Here is a 15,481-nt window from a genome sequence, read left to right as displayed (position 1 = left end):
TCAGTAAACGGCATGCGTGGGCTGTGGTCGAGGAAGCGACCAGCATCCCCGACACCAACCCGGGTATCACTGCGGACTTTGAGGCACGACTGATCGGGATGGCGGCCCTGACCACGGTGACGAAGTTCCGGCAGCAGGCGAACCGGCTCCGCGAAGAACTCCACCCCGAATCCATCACCGTCAGGCGTAAGAGGGCGGTGAAGGAACGCGGGGTGTTCCTGACCCCCAGCTACGACGGGATGGCCTGGCTCGAAGCCTACCTACCCGTGGATCAGGCTGCCGGGATCTTCCACCGCGTCGACACCGCCGCCCGCCACCTCCAAGGCCCCGACGAACCACGAACCCTCACCCAACTACGCGCCGACGTCCTGATCGATGTCCTCACCAGTGCCAGTGCCACCGGGCACATAAATACCGGAGGACCAGTCGTTGACGGGATCAACGGACTGGACGGGATGCCAGGGAACGGCGGATCGACTGCCGTGGGCGAGCCGATCGGCCGTGTTGCTGGTGGTGCAGGTGCCTTCTGGGGTGTGCAGGCGAGAGTGTTCGTCACGGTCCCCGTGATGACTCTCCTCGGTGGGGACGCCCCGGGAGAGTTGGAAGGGTACGGTCCGATTGACCCCGACACCGCCCGAAGACTTGCTGGGCACGCACCATCATTCACGAGGATTCTTACCCACCCGTTCACCGGGGCGAGGCTTGGGGCCGACGCCACTACCTACCGGGTTCCGAAGGACCTCCAGGACGCGGTCAGGGTCAGGGATCGGACGTGTAGGCATCCGGGGTGTAACCGGTTGGCGGTGTTCTGCGAACTCGACCACACCACACCCTGGTCACAGGGCGGGAAAACCAGCTACGGCAATTTGGCGGCGCTGTGTAAACGCCACCACAAGCTCAAATCCGAGGGCTACTGGCACTACCGACAACCCGAACCCGGAATGATCATCGCGATCTCACCCGCCGGGGAAACCTACCTCACCAGACCAGACCCACCACCGGCACCAAAGGAAGACCCACCACCCTTCTGAAGGAAGGTAGCTTTTCCACCCCCTCAAGAAACGTAGTCCTTCCGAGCCAGTCCCCTTAGGCCAGCCGCGTCGCGAGGCGGCACGCGTCTACGAACCTGGACCCGAACGACCTTCACGATCAGGACGCTTACGGTCTACGTCTCACGCCTAGGCGCGGGCCTCGACGGGTCCTGCAGGTCTGGCGGGTCCGGCAGGTCCGGCAGGCCCGGCAGGTCTGGCAGGCCTGGCCTGCATCGCCGCTCAGCGGGGATGGCGGACACCCCTACTCATGACCAGCACTCCTGGCCAGAGCACCACGTCATGACCAGCACTCCTGGCCAGGGCCCCCCCCCTCAAGCATCGGAAGACCTAACCGGGACGCTGATGCCTGGGGTCCGGGCCTGGCTGGCATCCCCGCTCAGCGGGGGTGGCGGCCACTCCTGGCCACGTCATGACCACTACTCCTGGCCAGGGCCCCTCAGCCATCGAAAGAGCTATCAGGACGCCGACACAAAAGTAGACAGCATACTTCCTAACACCGCGAAAAGGCACGTCAACACAGTGTGAGGCCTATCACCTTATTAGCCAATAGCGCTGGTCTTTGGCATAGTCGGCGGCTGCACTCAGCAAATTCCAAGCAAAATATGAGAGGACCTCGTCATGCCCGACCAGACATTCCAAATCATCGCAATGGTGATCTATATGGGCGCCATGCTCGGAATCGGATGGTATGCCTTCAAGAGAACCTCGGACCTCGACGACTATATGCTCGCCGGCCGTGGACTCAAGCCGGGCGTGGCAGCCCTCAGCGCAGGAGCCTCCGACATGTCGGGATGGCTCCTCCTCGGACTCCCAGGAGCAATCTACGTCTCCGGTCTGATCGAGATCTGGATAGCCATTGGCCTTACCATCGGAGCCTGGCTCAACTGGAAATTCGTTGCACCACGGTTGCGCAGCTACACCGAGGTGTCGAACAACTCGATCACCGTGCCGAGCTTCCTCGAGAACCGGCTCAAAGACAAGACCCGCATCCTGCGGATCGTCTCCGGAATCATCATCCTGGTGTTCTTCACCTTCTATGTCTCCTCCGGCATGGTCGCTGGCGGCGTCTTCTTCGAGAGCTCGTTCAACTCCAACTACACCGTTGGCATGATCATCGTCGCCGCGGTCACCATCGCCTACACCCTCTTTGGCGGCTTCATGGGTGCCACCTTCACTGATGTTGCCCAGGGCCTGCTGATGCTCGTCGCACTCATCATCGTTCCCATCATCGGACTGGTACAGGTCGGCGGCTTCGGTGGCCTGACCGACTCTATTCGCCAGGTTGATCCGTCGTTCCTGAACATCGTCGCCGGCGGCTCAACGGTTGCCATCATCTCGGCTGCCTCCTGGGGCCTCGGCTACTTCGGCCAGCCGCACATCATCGTCCGCTTCATGGCCATGCGCACCCCGCAGGACGCCGTTGCCGGACGACGGATCGGTGTGGGCTGGATGGTCCTCACCGTCATTGGCGCCATCTCCACCGCACTGGTTGGTATCGCCTACTTCCAGCAGAACCCGGATCTGTCGCTGACTGACCCCGAAGCCGTGTTCCTGGACCTGTCACAGGCTTTCTTCCACCCCTTCGTCGCCGGCATCATCCTGGCAGCGGTCCTCGCAGCGGTGATGAGCACCATTTCCTCGCAGCTGGTGGTCTGCTCCTCAGCCCTCGTCGAGGATCTCTACAACATGGTCTCCAAGCGCACCCTCACCAACAAGCAGGGCGTCGTCCTTGGTCGTCTGGGCGTTCTGGTCGTCGCGATTGTCGCCATCGTCCTGGCCTCGGGGCGCAGCGAATCGATCCTCTCGCTGGTCGCGTTTGCCTGGGCCGGGTTCGGCGCTGCCTTCGGCCCCACCGTTCTCCTGGCCCTCTATTGGAAGAAGCTCACCATGCCCGGCGCCCTCGCCGGCATGGTTTCCGGTGCCGTCGTGGTCTTCACCTGGGGCAACTCCGCCCTTGCCGACACCATGTACGAAATCGTCCCCGGTTTCTTCCTCAACCTGATCGTCGCCATCGTCGTCAGCAAGCTCACCTGGAAGTCCAACTCCGAGATCGAAGCAGAGTTCGACCTCGCGGTGAAGGGCACCCGCTCCTTCAAGCGGATCGCTGCTGAAAAGGCCGCCGACGACAGGATCACCACCGCCTAGGCACCCAGAACAACAGTTCTACGCACGACGACGGCGGCGCCTCCCAGCAAGGGAGGCGCCGCCGTCGTCGTTTGGGTCAGTGAGGGGACTCTCTAGCGGAGGGGCTGGCCAGCCATCCGCTCCAGCCGCTGGATCCGGTCACCCATCGGGGGGTGGCTCGCAAACATCTTCTGCACGCCGCCGCCCTTGAACGGGTTGGCGATCATCAGGTGTGACGTGTTGACGAGCTGCTGACTCTGAGGCAACGGAGCCTGCTGGGTTCCCCGCTCAAGCTTGCGCAGCGCCGACGCCAGTGCGAGGGGGTCACCGGTCAGCTTGGCACCATCCTCGTCGGCGTCGTACTCACGGGTCCGGCCGATCGCTGAACGCACCAGCACCGCAGCGAAGGGCGCGAGGATGGCCAGCAGAATCGCCGCAATCGGGTTGCCGCCCGAGTTGCGGTTGCCGCCCATCATCCCGGTGAACGCGAACATCTGCGCTACCGAGGTGATCACGCCAGCCACCGCAGCCGCCATCGAGCTGAGGAGAATGTCGCGGTTGTAGACGTGCATCAGCTCGTGTCCAAGCACCCCGCGCAGCTCCCGCTCATTCAGCAGGGACAGGATGCCCTGGGTGCAACACACTGCTGAATTCTCTGGGTTGCGGCCGGTCGCAAAGGCGTTCGGCGCCATCGTGGGCGACACATACAGGCGCGGCATCGGCTTGTTGGCTTTGGTGCTGAGTTCCCGCACGATCCGGTACATGGCCGGCGCCTGCTGCTCGGTCACCGGGACAGCCTGCATCGCACGGATCGCCAGCTTGTCGCTGTTCCAGTAGCTGTAGGCGACAGATCCGACGCCGATCAGGGCAAAGATCCAGATGAAGGCCGAGCTGCCCGTGGCCCCGGCAATAACCGCACCGAAGACCAGGAAGATGCCCATGAGGGCACCAAACAACATCACTGTCTTGGGTCCGTTGAAATGATTGTGCACTGAAACTGACAACTCCTTGGGTAACGGTCAATCACCGAGTACAACGCATCACATTGCACAGCTGTTCCAACTACTGCGCTAATTACCCCCGACTACGGCTCGGGGTTACGTGAATCGTACTGCGCGAACCGTGGCTGGCGCTTCATCAGAATGATCACCAACAGAATGCACAGGAGGCCGCCGAACACCGCTGTCCAGCCCTCCCCCAGCCACTCAGCATTTCCGCCAGCCACCATGTCACCCAGTCGCGGACCGCCAGCCACCACCACAATGAACACGCCCTGCAGGCGGCCGCGCATTGCGTCAGGGGTGGCGGACTGCAGAATCGTACTGCGGAACACCCCGCTGACCGAGTCGGAGATCCCGGCGAACACGAGGCAGATCGCCGCCGGAATGATCCAGGGGGAAAGCTCGTCGGAAGCGGCAGCCTCCGAGGACCCGGCCATCACCACCACCAGCCCAAAAGCGCTGATCGAGGCACCCCACCCGATCACAGCCCACATCACTGCCAAACCCTGCCGATGGATGTGCCCCAGCGGACCCGAGAAGAGTCCTGCAAGCACCGCCCCGACGGCGACCGACGCCAGCAGGATCCCTACCGTCAGTTCCCCGCCGCCTATCAGCACCGCACCGATGGCCGGCAGCAACGCGCGCGGCTGCGCCATCACCATTGCCGCAAGGTCAATCAGGAACGTCATCCGGATGTTGGGCCGGGTGCCCAGGTACCTGAAGCCCTCCAGCACCGTGGCCAGTCCCGCCCGCCGCACCTCACCCTCGGGCGGTAGCGGCGGCAGCTTGAACAAGGCCCACAGGGCCGCCGTGAAAGTGACAACGTCAACGGTGTAGGTCCAGCCGTAGCCCACCTGGGCCACGAGCAGACCGGCGAACAGCGGGCCGACGGTCATGGCCAGACCAAAGGTGATCATGCTCAGCGCGTTCGCTGCGGGGAGCAGCTCGGGGCGGACCAGCCGGGGAATGATGGCCGTCCGGGTGGGCTGGTTGATGCCCGCGGCACCGGAGTGGACTGCCACCAGCGCATACAGCAGCCAGACATTCTCGATCCCGGCCCAGGCCTGCGCGGCGATCGCGATGGTACTGCCCCACAGGAAAAACCCGGAGACCAGGGCTACCTTGCGCCTGTCGTGGGCGTCAGCGATCGCCCCGCCGTAGAGTCCCGCGACCACGAGTGGCACCAGCGCGAACAACCCGAGGAGCCCCACGCTCAGGCTCGACTCGGTCAGACTGTAGACCTGCAGGCTTACCGCCACCAGGGTCAGCTGGGTGCCGACCGCCGACAGCGCCATCCCGAAGAACAACCGGCGGAATGCGGGGCTCTCTTTGAGCGGCGTGATATCGGCTAGAAGTTTGGGCACTCATGAAGTGTAGCGGCGAAGTGGTTTCCTCCAGCAACCACCGGTCCCAGGCGCGCGGCCCTGCGTGAAACTCGCGCTCAGGCGGTGCGTGACCCGTAGTCGGCGATCGCCCGATCCACGACTTCGAGCAGCCGCCGGTCCCCGATGATCCGGAAATGACCCATCGTCTCCAGCTCAATGTTCTCGGCACCGGGAAGCTGGCTCCCCTCGGGGATATGCGGGTCGAACCGGCTGTAGACGGAGGTGATCCGTGCGTTGGATCCGATGTTGGCGAGCTGGGTGCGGAGGAACTTGTTGCGGGGTGAGAAGGCCCTAATGCTCGGCAGTACAAAGAAGTTGGCGTAGATCGACCCGGAGAACGGCGTATTCACGGCAATCAGTTGGCGTACCCGGTCACCACCGTCAGGTTGGGTCATGACGTATTTGCCGATCAAACCACCTTTGCTATGGGCTACCAGGACGACGTCGGTGAGATCGTGCCGGGCAAGGTACTCGGTCACGAGTGCCGCCATGGATTGGACGGTGCCCCGGTTGTAGCCGAGCTGCTGAACCACATGCACCGGGTGGCCCGCGGCTGACAGATGTTCAGCGACCGGCCGCATAAATTGCCAGGTCTCGTAGATTCCCGGGATGAGCAGCACCGGCGGACCCGGCTGCTCCGCCGATCCAAGCTTTGGCGTCAGGTACTGGGCGGGATCCTCACGGAACAGGAAACCATGCACCTGCCAGTACCCCACGTAGACGTAGTCCAGAATCCAGGACCATCCGCGCCTAGCGAGCAGCATGTGAGGGTTCACCAATACAGAACCGGGCGGTGGCCTCGGGCGAGCGATACATCATCACATGAGGCTCACCGGGGATCTCACCGGTAGACACGTCAGTCCCGGCATCGGCGAGGCGGTGCATCCAGTCGGCCGGAACGATGGGGTCACGGCTGCCGCGCACCAGCGTGACCGGGCAAGCGATCGAGGGCAGAGCCTCCTCAAGCCGGTGCTGAAGCATCGACGGAAGGGTTTTGAGGTACCACCTCATGCCAGCGCGGAAATAGTCGGAAAGAACAATGTAGTTGGCCGCCGGGGACTCGCGGAGCGTGTCCTGTGCCAGCCGCATCATCTGTTTCGCGACCGTCCGTTCCCGGTCATTGATCGTCGGGGCCAGCAGAACCAGGCTCGCCACGAGGTCGGGAGCGGCGCGCACCGCCTCGGCAGCGACCTGGGAACCCATCGAGTGCCCGACGACGACGGCGTCCCGCACCCCCAGCACCCGCATCGCCTCGGCAGCAACAGCCCCGAATTCCTCGACCGTGAGTCGGCGACGCGGCTCCGGCAGCGCGGCGAACCCCGGGAGTTCAATGGCGCGCACCGTGCAGGTCTGGGCCAGATAGGCAGCCAGGGGCTCGAAGTACCGGGCGGACACCCCTATCCCATGAATCAGGATCACTTCGCGGCTGCCGGTCCCAACGGTCCGCACCGCACAGGACACCTCACCCACCACAACGGTTTGGGAGTGTTCCCAGATGGTCCGGCCCACTGCAACCTCTTTCATCGATTTCCTCAACGGTACCCAACCCGGACCCGCCCGACCGCCACCGGCGCGCCTATTATGAGTTTGTCAGAATAGATGGTTGACTGTGGTTATGACCGAGATCGCGACACCACCGAGCGCAGCCGTTGCGCAATGGGCTACAGCCCTGCGTGCCCACGGCCGTCGGGTGACGCGTCAACGCCTCGCGGTTCTGGCGGCGGTCGAGCTTTCCCCCCACGCCACCACCGAGGATATCGCCGCCAGCGTTCGCGTTGACCTGCCGGAGATCACCGTGCAGTCCGTGTACGTGGTGCTGGCCGATCTCACCGCCCTGGGGTTGCTGCGCCGGATCGAAACACCCCATTCCCCTGCCCGGTATGAGACCCGCGTCGATGACAACCACCATCACGCGGTGTGCACCGGCTGCGGTCGTATCGAGGACGTCGATTGCGCCGTCGGCCACGCACCCTGCCTCACCCCACAGTGGCCCGCCGGCACCAGCCCGATGACCATCCAGATTGCGGATGTCGTCTACCAGGGCCTGTGCGCCGACTGCCGCTAAGTTCCCCTCAAACCACCCCTATTTCCAACCACTGCAACAAAAGGAGCCAGATGTCTTCGAACTTCAGCACTACCCAATCCGGAGCACCAGTCATTGATGACGCCAACTCGTCCAGCCTGGGCCGCGACGGCGCTATCCCTCTGACCGATCACTACCTGATCGAGAAGCTTGCGCAGTTCAACCGCGAGCGTGTCCCCGAGCGCGTAGTCCACGCCAAGGGCGGCGGCGCGTTTGGTACCTTCGAGGTCACCTCGGACGTCAGCGAATACACCAAGGCATCGCTGTTCCAGCCAGGCGCAGTCACCGAGACGCTCCTGCGTTTCTCCTCAGTTGCCGGGGAGCAGGGTTCACCCGACACCTGGCGCGACCCCCGCGGCTTCGCCCTGAAGTTCTACACCGACGAGGGCAACTACGACCTGGTCGGCAACAACACCCCCGTCTTCTTCATCCGCGACGGCATCAAGTTCCCCGACTTCATCCACTCACAGAAGCGCCTGCCAGGAACCAACCTGCGCGACGCCGACATGCAGTGGGACTTCTGGACCCTCAGCCCTGAGTCAGCACACCAGGTGACCTGGCTGATGGGTGACCGCGGGCTGCCCAACTCATGGCGCACCATGAACGGTTACGGGTCACACACCTTCATGTGGATCAACGAAGCTGGCGTGAAGTCCTGGGTCAAGTACCACTTCAAGTCCAACCAGGGCCACGAGGTACTGACCGGAGACCAGGCCGAGGCACTTGCCGGGTCGGACGCCGATCACCACCTGCGCGACCTGTCCGAAAACATCGCCGCCGGCAACTTCCCGAGCTGGGACCTCAAGGTCCAGATCATGCCGTACGACGACGCCAAGGACTACCGGTTCAACCCGTTTGACCTCACCAAGGTCTGGCCTCAGGGCGATTACCCGCTGATCCCCGTCGGCAAGCTGACCCTGAACCGCAACCCGGAGAACTACTTCGCGCAGATCGAGCAGGCCGCCTTCGCGCCGTCGAACTTCGTCCCCGGCATCGCGGCCAGCCCTGACCGGATGCTGCAGGCACGGATCTTCTCCTATGCCGACGCACACCGCTACCGCGTGGGCACCAACCACGCACAGCTGCCAGTCAACGCGCCGAAGAACGAGGTCCGCAACTACTCAAAGGACGGAGTGGCACGGTACGACTTCAACTCGCCGTCCACTCCGGTCTACGCTCCGAACTCGGTTGGCGGCCCAGCCGCTGATCCGGCACAGTACGGCCCTCACGGCGGCTGGGAGAACGACGGCGACCTGGTGCGCGCCGCACACTCCCTCCACGCAGAGGACGACGACTTCGGCCAGGCAGGCACCCTGTACCGCGAGGTCTTCTCCGACGCCGAGCGGGCACGCTTCCTCGACACCATCACCGGTGCCGTCGGCGGCGTGACCATCGACGCCATCCGGGAACGGGCCATCCAGTACTGGACCAACGTCGACGTCGAACTCGGTGCCAAGCTCCGTGCGGCACTCGGCGCTGACGCCTCCGGTGGAAACACCCAGGCCGAAGCCGCCAACAAGGTCTAACCGTTGGCCTAACCGGCTGTCAGCCCCGAGTGGGCAACAAGAAAGGCGGGTCCCCAGGGGCCCGCCTTTCTTGTTGTCCTGGCTTACCGTGCCTGGAGCAGGTGCGCTCTGGATCGCATCAGGCCCGCTGCTGCTCGGCCCCGTTCGCCTGGTCAATCACGTCAAAGAAGTGGTCAAGCATCATGAGCAGGGCCGCTTCGACTGCCTGCCGGTCACGGTTGACGACGAAGTCATACTGCAGGCCGTACACGCCCGAGATGTGCATCCGCGCGGCCGTGTCAGCCATGTCCCCAGGAACGCCCTGGCACACCAGCCAATCCCTGATAAACCCATGCCAGTACTCGAACTTCGCGACAGCGCTCTCCCGGGGAGAATCGCTGACCGCGTCATGGAGGGACGCCTCGAACTCCAGCCGCTGTAGCTGCCTGTTCCGTTCAATCTGCGTCCACCGCCAGGAGGCCAGCGACCACTCCCGGAAGTCCTCACGGCTGAGGTCTTCTGGGCTGGGCAGCTTCACTGTGGCGTCACGTTGCTCGATATGGGTGACGATCTGGTTGACCAGTTCCTCACGATTGCCGAAATGGTAAACCAGCACGTAGCTGCTGATGCCAAGGCCGTCGGCCAGTGTCCGGAAACTCAGCCCTGCGAAAGTCTTGTCCAGCAGGTAGTCGAGGATCTGGTCCAGCAGTTCAGTCTTGCGTTCCGGGTTCGGTGGTCGCGCCATACTTTGCATAGTACGTTGGCTGATCGATCGGGCCAACACCTACAACATTTGAGTAACGTTCTGCCTAATTCTTGATGCCAACCCGGTCGGCGTCGTTTAGATCTGCACCGACAGCAACGGGTTCGGTGCGCGTCAGACGCGCGCCCTCGACGTCGACGTCGGGCAGGATGCGATCCAGCCATTTCGGCAGCCACCAGGCGTGGCGGCCCAGTAGGTACATCGCGGCGGGCACGAGGGTCATCCTGACCACGAACGCATCCACCAGCACCCCGAAGGCCAGGCCGAACCCGATGGGCCGGACCATGGTCAGGTGGGAGAACACGAACCCGGCGAAGACCGCCACCATGATGATCGCCGCAGCGGTCACCACCCGTGCGCCATGGCTGAAGCCCACGCGGACGGCGCTCTTCGCACTGCCGCCGTGGACCCATGCTTCACGCATCCCCGACACCAGGAACATCTGGTAGTCCATCGCCAGCCCAAACAGGACACCGATCAGGATGATCGGCAGGAAGCTCAGGATCGGCCCCGGGTTGGTTACCCCGAAGATGTCACCGAACCAGCCCCACTGGTAGATGGCGACCGTTGCCCCGAAGCTGGCCAGCAGGGACAGCAGGAAGCCGGCGGTGGCGATCAGCGGCACCAGGATCGACCGGAACACCAGGAGCAACAGCACCAGGGAGAGGCCGACGACGATCCCCAGGTATAGGGGCATTGCCTCCATGAGTTTCTCGGAAACGTCGATGTTGGCTGCAGTCTGACCGGTCACGGAGATCAGCACTCCGGTGTCCGACTCGATGGCCGGCGCCGAATCGCGCAGTTCGCGGACCAGCTCTTCGGTGCTCTCGCTGGCGGGTCCCTCGGTAGGAATCACCTGGAAGATGCCCGTGCGTCCGTCGTCGCTCACGCCAGCCGGTACTGCGGCGGCGGTGTTGTCGACGGTCGCCAACCGGTCGGCCACCTCGAGCTGCAGCTCGCTCAGTTCCGCGTCAGTATCGGTGGCCGGAAGATTAGCCACCACCAGCAGCGGACCGTTGGTTCCCTCGCCGAAGTACTCGCCAGCCAGTTCATAGGCCTGGAAGGCCGTGGAGTCGACCGGTTCCGAACCGCCGTCGGGCAGGCCGACCCTCAGGTCGAGGGCTGGCAGCGCGATGACGGCCAGGGCGGCAACGCCCGCGATCAGGGTGAGGATCGGCTTCCGGGTGGCGAACCCACCCCAGCCACGACCGCTGGCTGCCTTGCGGTCCTCTTCCGCCTGCACCTGTTCGTGGGAGGCTTCGAGATCGGATTCGGCCTCCGCCTTGGCCCACCGGCGACGGGAGATGACCTTGCGGCCCATGAATCCCAGCAACGCCGGGGTCAGGGTGAGCGCCACGAGGACCGCGACGGCAACGGTGCCGGCGGCGGACATGCCCAGCAGGGTGAGGAACGGCAGTCCGGGGACGGCCAGCGCAGCGAGGGCAATGATCACGGTAATGCCTGCAAACAGGACAGCGTTGCCGGCAGTTCCGGTGGCCCTGCCGATCGATTCCTGTACGTCCATTCCCCGCAGCAACTGGGTCCGATGCCGGTTCACAATGAACAGGGAGTAGTCGATGCCGACGGCGAGACCGAGCATCAACGCCAGGACCGGCGTGATGGAGCTCATCGAGATGACGCCGGTCAGGGCAAAGGTCACTCCCACACCCACCCCAACGCCCACGATGGCCATCAGCAACGGCAGTCCGGCGGCAACCAGCGTGCCCAGCATGACGATCAGCACGATCACGGCGACCAGCAGCCCCACAATTTCGGCGATACCGAAGATCTCGGAGATGTCCTGGACAATCTCCTTGCTGTAGAACACGTTCACGCCGGCGTCGGTGGCGGTGTCTGCTGCTACCTGGACCGCTTCGCGGGTTTCCAGGGTGACGGCGTCTACCGGGGAATCGAACTGGACGCTGGCAACCGCTGCGGAGCCGTCGTCGGACACGAACTGGATCCCCGACGACGCGTCGAGGGTGCGCTCAGCGAGGTCAATCTCGGCACGGCCTTCTTCCAGCTGGCTCCGACCATCCTCGATCTCGGCCAGTGAGGCATCGAGCTGCGCCTGGCCTTCATCAAGCTGCGCCTCGATGGCTGTCGCCTGTTCCGGCGGGAGTAGCTCCCGGCTGGCTTCAAACTCTTCGCGCTGGGCGTCGAGATCGGCCTGACCTGCGGCGGCCTGCTCTGCGCCTGCCTCCAGCTCCGCGGTGCCCTGCTCAAGCTCCGCCCGCCCCTCGTCGATTCCGGCCCTGCCCTCGTCGAGCTGGCGGGAGACGTCGAAGGGATTGATGACCGCTTCTACTCCCTCAACCTGCTCAAGGTCGGCGAGCGCCTCCTCAACTGAGGACTGCTGTTCTTCGGTCATTGCCCCATCGGGGTTCTCGAACACGATGGTGCCCATGCCGCCGATGGCGTCGGGCATGGTGTCGCGCAGTTCGTCGAGCACACGCTGTGACTCGGTACCCGGGATGGTGAAGTTGTTGCTCAGCGTGCCCGAGAACGCGGCAGCTGAACCACCGACGGCCAGCAGGATGGCAAGCCAGGCGGAGACGATCCACCAGCGCTGTCGTGATGCAAACTTGCCTAAGCGATACAGCAGGTGTGCCATGAAGTGTTCCTCGGTTCGTTCGGTGGGTGGAGGTTATGAAGCTGGGGTGGGGTGGGCACTGGTCGGCGATGACCGGCAGGCCTAGACGGGGTTGCTGAAGCCGTCACGCAGCATGGTCAACGCGCCGACAATCTGTTCTTCAAGGTCATCAGCCGAGTCGCTGGGTGATTCGTTAGCGGAGGCGGCCCAGACCTGCATGGCCGCCTTGACGCAGGAGAGGACGGCGCCGACCAGGGCGAGAAGGTACAGCGGGTCCAGGTTGCCGCCCATGCGTTCGTCGACCGCCTGGCGGATCCGGGCTTCGGCCCGTTCCCAGGCGTGCAGCTGACTGCGCATCAGTTCAGGGCTGCCCTCGGCCATCCGGAAGAGTTCGCCGCAGACACCCAGGTTGTCGGTCTTGGAGATGGCTGCCAGCGCGGCGATCATGGCGTCCAGCAGGGGCTCGTCAGCGGGCCGGGCCATGAATTCTGCCGCGGCCAGCTCCAGGAAGGCATCAGTGGAGGTGGTGAGAGCTTCCTCGGCGCTGTGGAAGTAGTTGAAAAAGGTACGGCGGGACACACCGGCCTCTGCCGCGACCTGGTCGACCGTGAAATTTCCCAGCCCGTGCGTGCGGGCGAGATCGAGGGCTGAGGCCGCAATGGCACGTCGCGTGTCGAGCTTGTTCTGCTCCCGACGGCCTGGCACGGCAGCCGCGCCCGCGGAACCGGCGTCGGAGGTGTCGCTCGTATCGGGCACGAGGGCAGGGTCGGTCACCGCAGCTGGACTAGTCATATTGTTACACTAAGTGCAATTTTGCATCCTGTGCAACTAAATGACGTGTGCCGCTGCTCACGTTTCGTCCGTGCGCGGTACAAACCCGCAAGCGCTACAGAACCAACGGACGCACCCGATAGGTCGGGCGCGTCCGCAGGCTTCTGCAGCGTGAGAGATGCGGCGGCTAGAACATCAACCGGGAACGGATGAGGAAACGCTTCCCCTCCGGAGCCTCGACCGAGAAACCGCTCCCCCGGCCGGTGACCACGTCGACCGTCAGATGCGTGTGCTTCCAGTACTCGAACTGTTCACGGGACATCCAGAACTCGATCAGTTGCGTCTCCCCAGGGACTCCACCACCGACGTCCAGGACGCCCAGCAGGACGTCCGCCTCGGCGGTGATGAACTCCCCCGCCGGGTAGCACATCGGCGATGATCCATCGCAGCAGCCGCCCGACTGGTGGAACATCAACGGTCCGTGGATGTCCCACAGTTTCCGCAGCAACTCCACGGCTGGCCCGGTCAGCGCTACCCGCGAGAAGTCCTCACCGGGTAGGACAATGCTGGCTTCGACGCTCACACCTGCTCCTTAGAAGAAACCGAGTTTGTCTTCGCTGTAGCTGACCAACAGGTTCTTCGTCTGCTGGTAGTGGTCCAGCATCATCGTGTGGTTCTCGCGGCCAATGCCCGACGACTTGTAGCCGCCGAACGCCGCACCCGCCGGGTAGGCGTGGTAGTTGTTCACCCAGACCCGGCCCGCCTGAATCTCCCGGCCCGCCCGATAGGCCACATTGCCGTTGCGGGACCACACGCCGGCGCCCAGCCCATAGAGGGTGTCGTTGGCGATCTGGAGCGCTTCAGCGTAGTCGCTGAACCGGGTCACTGACACCACCGGACCGAAAATCTCCTCCTGGAACACCCGCATGGAGTTGGTTCCCTCAAAGATTGTCGGTTTGACGTAGAAACCTTCGGAGAGATCGCCGTCGAGCGTGATCCGCTCGCCGCCGATGAGGATTTTCGCCCCTTCCTGCCGTCCGATGTCGAAGTAGGAGAGGATCTTTTCCAGCTGGTCGTTGGAGGCCTGCGCACCCACCTGGGTGTCGGTGTCCAGCGGGTTGCCCTGAATCATCTTCTCGGTGCGGGCAACGGCGTCCGCCATGAAGGAGTCGTACATGGAGTCCTGCACCAGTGCACGCGACGGGCAGGTGCACACCTCGCCCTGGTTGAACGCGAACAGCGCAAAGCCTTCCAGCGCCTTGTCGTAGAACGCGTCGTTCTTGTCCGCGACGTCGCCGAAGAAAATGTTGGGGCTCTTGCCCCCGAGTTCCAGCGTGACGGGAATGAGGTTCTGGCTGGCGTACTGGCTGATCAGCCGTCCGGTGGTGGTTTCACCGGTGAAAGCGATCTTGCGGATCCGCTTCGACGACGCCAGCGGCTTGCCGGCCTCCACCCCGAACCCGTTCACCACGTTCAGCACGCCCGGTGGCAAAATGTCGCTGAGAAGCTCCATCAGGACCAGGATCGAGGTGGGGGTCTGCTCGGCCGGTTTGAGGACGACGGCGTTGCCTGCCGCAAGCGCGGGCGCCAGCTTCCAGGTGGCCATCAGGATCGGAAAGTTCCAGGGGATGATCTGTCCCACCACGCCGAGCGGTTCGTGGTAATGATAGGCGGTCATGTCGTCATCCAGCTGGGACAGTCGTCCCTCCTGGGCGCGGACGGCGCTGGCAAAGTAGCGGAAATGATCGGCGGCCAGCGGCAGATCAGCCGCGAGGACTTCCCTGATGGGTTTGCCGTTGTCCCAGGTTTCGGCCACTGCCAGCATTTCCAGATTCTCGTCAATCCGGTCCGCGACCCGGTTGAGGATCGCAGCACGTTCGGCTACCGATGTCTTGCCCCACGCGGGGGCGGCCTTATGGGCGGCATCGAGGGCCAGTTCGATGTCCTCGGCGGTACCCCGGGCTACCTCGCAAAAGGCCTTGCCGTTGACGGGGGAAATGTTCTCGAAGTACTGGCCCTTGATGGGGGCCACCCATTCGCCGCCGATCCAGTTCTCGTACCGCGGCTTGAAGGTAATTTTGGATCCGTCTTGGCCGGGCTGGGCGTAAACAGTCATCGTTTTGACTCCTTGGGTTCCGAAAAGGACGTCGTCGTCCTCCTTCCGAACTGTAGGCGGGCTCCAGTTGCACTGGGGTTGCACTCCC

Annotated in this window: 13 protein-coding genes; 4 read left to right on the top strand and 9 right to left on the bottom strand. The window is 63.8% G+C overall.

The genetic code is table 11. The features are described from left to right. Both HMI57_RS10280 and putP read left to right on the top strand, forming a co-directional pair. The coding region (locus HMI57_RS10280) for an HNH endonuclease signature motif containing protein (protein ID WP_171585914.1) at nt 1-1,031 on the top strand (1,031 nt) is incomplete at its 5' end. Nucleotides 1,032-1,670: 639 nt separating this feature from the next. After that, a complete protein-coding gene (gene putP, locus HMI57_RS10275; protein ID WP_171585913.1) occupies nt 1,671-3,197 on the top strand; it encodes a sodium/proline symporter PutP in 1,527 nt (508 codons plus the stop codon). A 92-nt stretch (nt 3,198-3,289) separates the two neighbouring features. On the opposite strand, the gene htpX is transcribed toward putP, so the two are convergent. From htpX to HMI57_RS10255, 4 genes are all read right to left on the bottom strand, one after another. Beyond that, complete coding sequence (gene htpX / locus HMI57_RS10270) at nt 3,290-4,168, bottom strand: zinc metalloprotease HtpX (RefSeq protein ID WP_171585912.1); 879 nt, start codon at nt 4,166-4,168, stop codon at nt 3,290-3,292. Nucleotides 4,169-4,260: 92 nt separating this feature from the next. Beyond that, nucleotides 4,261-5,541 (bottom strand): MFS transporter, encoded by a 1,281-nt coding sequence (locus tag HMI57_RS10265; protein WP_171585911.1) that lies wholly within the window; start codon nt 5,539-5,541, stop codon nt 4,261-4,263. Nucleotides 5,542-5,618: 77 nt separating this feature from the next. Further along, complete coding sequence (locus tag HMI57_RS10260) at nt 5,619-6,326, bottom strand: alpha/beta fold hydrolase (RefSeq protein ID WP_171585910.1); 708 nt, start codon at nt 6,324-6,326, stop codon at nt 5,619-5,621. Beyond that, nucleotides 6,313-7,086 carry an alpha/beta hydrolase gene (locus HMI57_RS10255; protein WP_171585909.1) on the bottom strand — a complete coding sequence of 258 codons (774 nt, stop codon included), beginning with the start codon at nt 7,084-7,086 and terminating at the stop codon, nt 6,313-6,315. The genes HMI57_RS10260 and HMI57_RS10255 overlap by 14 nt, the downstream gene beginning before the upstream one ends. Nucleotides 7,087-7,177: 91 nt before the next feature. Here HMI57_RS10255 and HMI57_RS10250 point away from each other — a divergent pair, with 91 nt between their 5' ends. Then, on the top strand, nt 7,178-7,627 hold the full coding sequence (locus HMI57_RS10250; RefSeq protein WP_171585908.1) for a Fur family transcriptional regulator: 450 nt from the start codon (nt 7,178-7,180) through the stop codon (nt 7,625-7,627). Between the two features lie 50 nt (nt 7,628-7,677). Continuing rightward, a complete protein-coding gene (locus tag HMI57_RS10245) occupies nt 7,678-9,171 on the top strand; it encodes a catalase (RefSeq protein WP_171585907.1) in 1,494 nt (497 codons plus the stop codon). Nucleotides 9,172-9,289: 118 nt separating this feature from the next. On the opposite strand, the gene HMI57_RS10240 is transcribed toward HMI57_RS10245, so the two are convergent. From HMI57_RS10240 to HMI57_RS10220, 5 genes are all read right to left on the bottom strand, one after another. Next, nucleotides 9,290-9,895 (bottom strand): TetR/AcrR family transcriptional regulator, encoded by a 606-nt coding sequence (locus HMI57_RS10240; protein ID WP_171585906.1) that lies wholly within the window; start codon nt 9,893-9,895, stop codon nt 9,290-9,292. A 64-nt stretch (nt 9,896-9,959) separates the two neighbouring features. Beyond that, nucleotides 9,960-12,527 (bottom strand): MMPL family transporter, encoded by a 2,568-nt coding sequence (locus HMI57_RS10235; protein ID WP_171585905.1) that lies wholly within the window; start codon nt 12,525-12,527, stop codon nt 9,960-9,962. An 81-nt stretch (nt 12,528-12,608) separates the two neighbouring features. After that, nucleotides 12,609-13,298 (bottom strand): TetR/AcrR family transcriptional regulator, encoded by a 690-nt coding sequence (locus HMI57_RS10230; RefSeq protein WP_171585904.1) that lies wholly within the window; start codon nt 13,296-13,298, stop codon nt 12,609-12,611. A gap of 166 nt (nt 13,299-13,464) precedes the next feature. Further along, nucleotides 13,465-13,860, bottom strand: a complete 396-nt coding sequence (locus tag HMI57_RS10225; protein ID WP_171585903.1) for a DUF779 domain-containing protein — start codon at nt 13,858-13,860, stop codon at nt 13,465-13,467. Nucleotides 13,861-13,869: 9 nt separating this feature from the next. Next, entirely contained in the window at nt 13,870-15,393 is a 1,524-nt protein-coding gene (locus tag HMI57_RS10220) for an aldehyde dehydrogenase family protein (RefSeq protein WP_171585902.1), read from the bottom strand. Nucleotides 15,394-15,481: the final 88 nt, after the last annotated feature.

The sequence above is a fragment of the Arthrobacter sp. 260 genome (assembly GCF_013116745.1).
GTDB lineage: Bacteria > Actinomycetota > Actinomycetes > Actinomycetales > Micrococcaceae > Arthrobacter_D.
The sequence above is the reverse complement of the archived record's forward strand: the minus strand, read 5'-3'. Positions and strand labels throughout refer to the sequence as shown.

Bases quoted from the DNA above. Each gene is read 5' to 3' on its own strand.
- HMI57_RS10240 (WP_171585906.1), bottom strand. From the start codon at position 9,895: ATGGCGCGACCACCGAACCCGGAACGCAAGACTGAACTGCTGGACCAG.
- HMI57_RS10255 (WP_171585909.1), bottom strand. From the start codon at position 7,086: ATGAAAGAGGTTGCAGTGGGCCGGACCATCTGGGAACACTCCCAAACC.
- HMI57_RS10235 (WP_171585905.1), bottom strand. From the start codon at position 12,527: ATGGCACACCTGCTGTATCGCTTAGGCAAGTTTGCATCACGACAGCGC.
- HMI57_RS10230 (WP_171585904.1), bottom strand. From the start codon at position 13,298: ATGACTAGTCCAGCTGCGGTGACCGACCCTGCCCTCGTGCCCGATACG.
- HMI57_RS10250 (WP_171585908.1), top strand. From the start codon at position 7,178: ATGACCGAGATCGCGACACCACCGAGCGCAGCCGTTGCGCAATGGGCT.
- putP (WP_171585913.1), top strand. From the start codon at position 1,671: ATGCCCGACCAGACATTCCAAATCATCGCAATGGTGATCTATATGGGC.
- HMI57_RS10260 (WP_171585910.1), bottom strand. From the start codon at position 6,326: ATGCTGCTCGCTAGGCGCGGATGGTCCTGGATTCTGGACTACGTCTAC.
- HMI57_RS10245 (WP_171585907.1), top strand. From the start codon at position 7,678: ATGTCTTCGAACTTCAGCACTACCCAATCCGGAGCACCAGTCATTGAT.
- HMI57_RS10220 (WP_171585902.1), bottom strand. From the start codon at position 15,393: ATGACTGTTTACGCCCAGCCCGGCCAAGACGGATCCAAAATTACCTTC.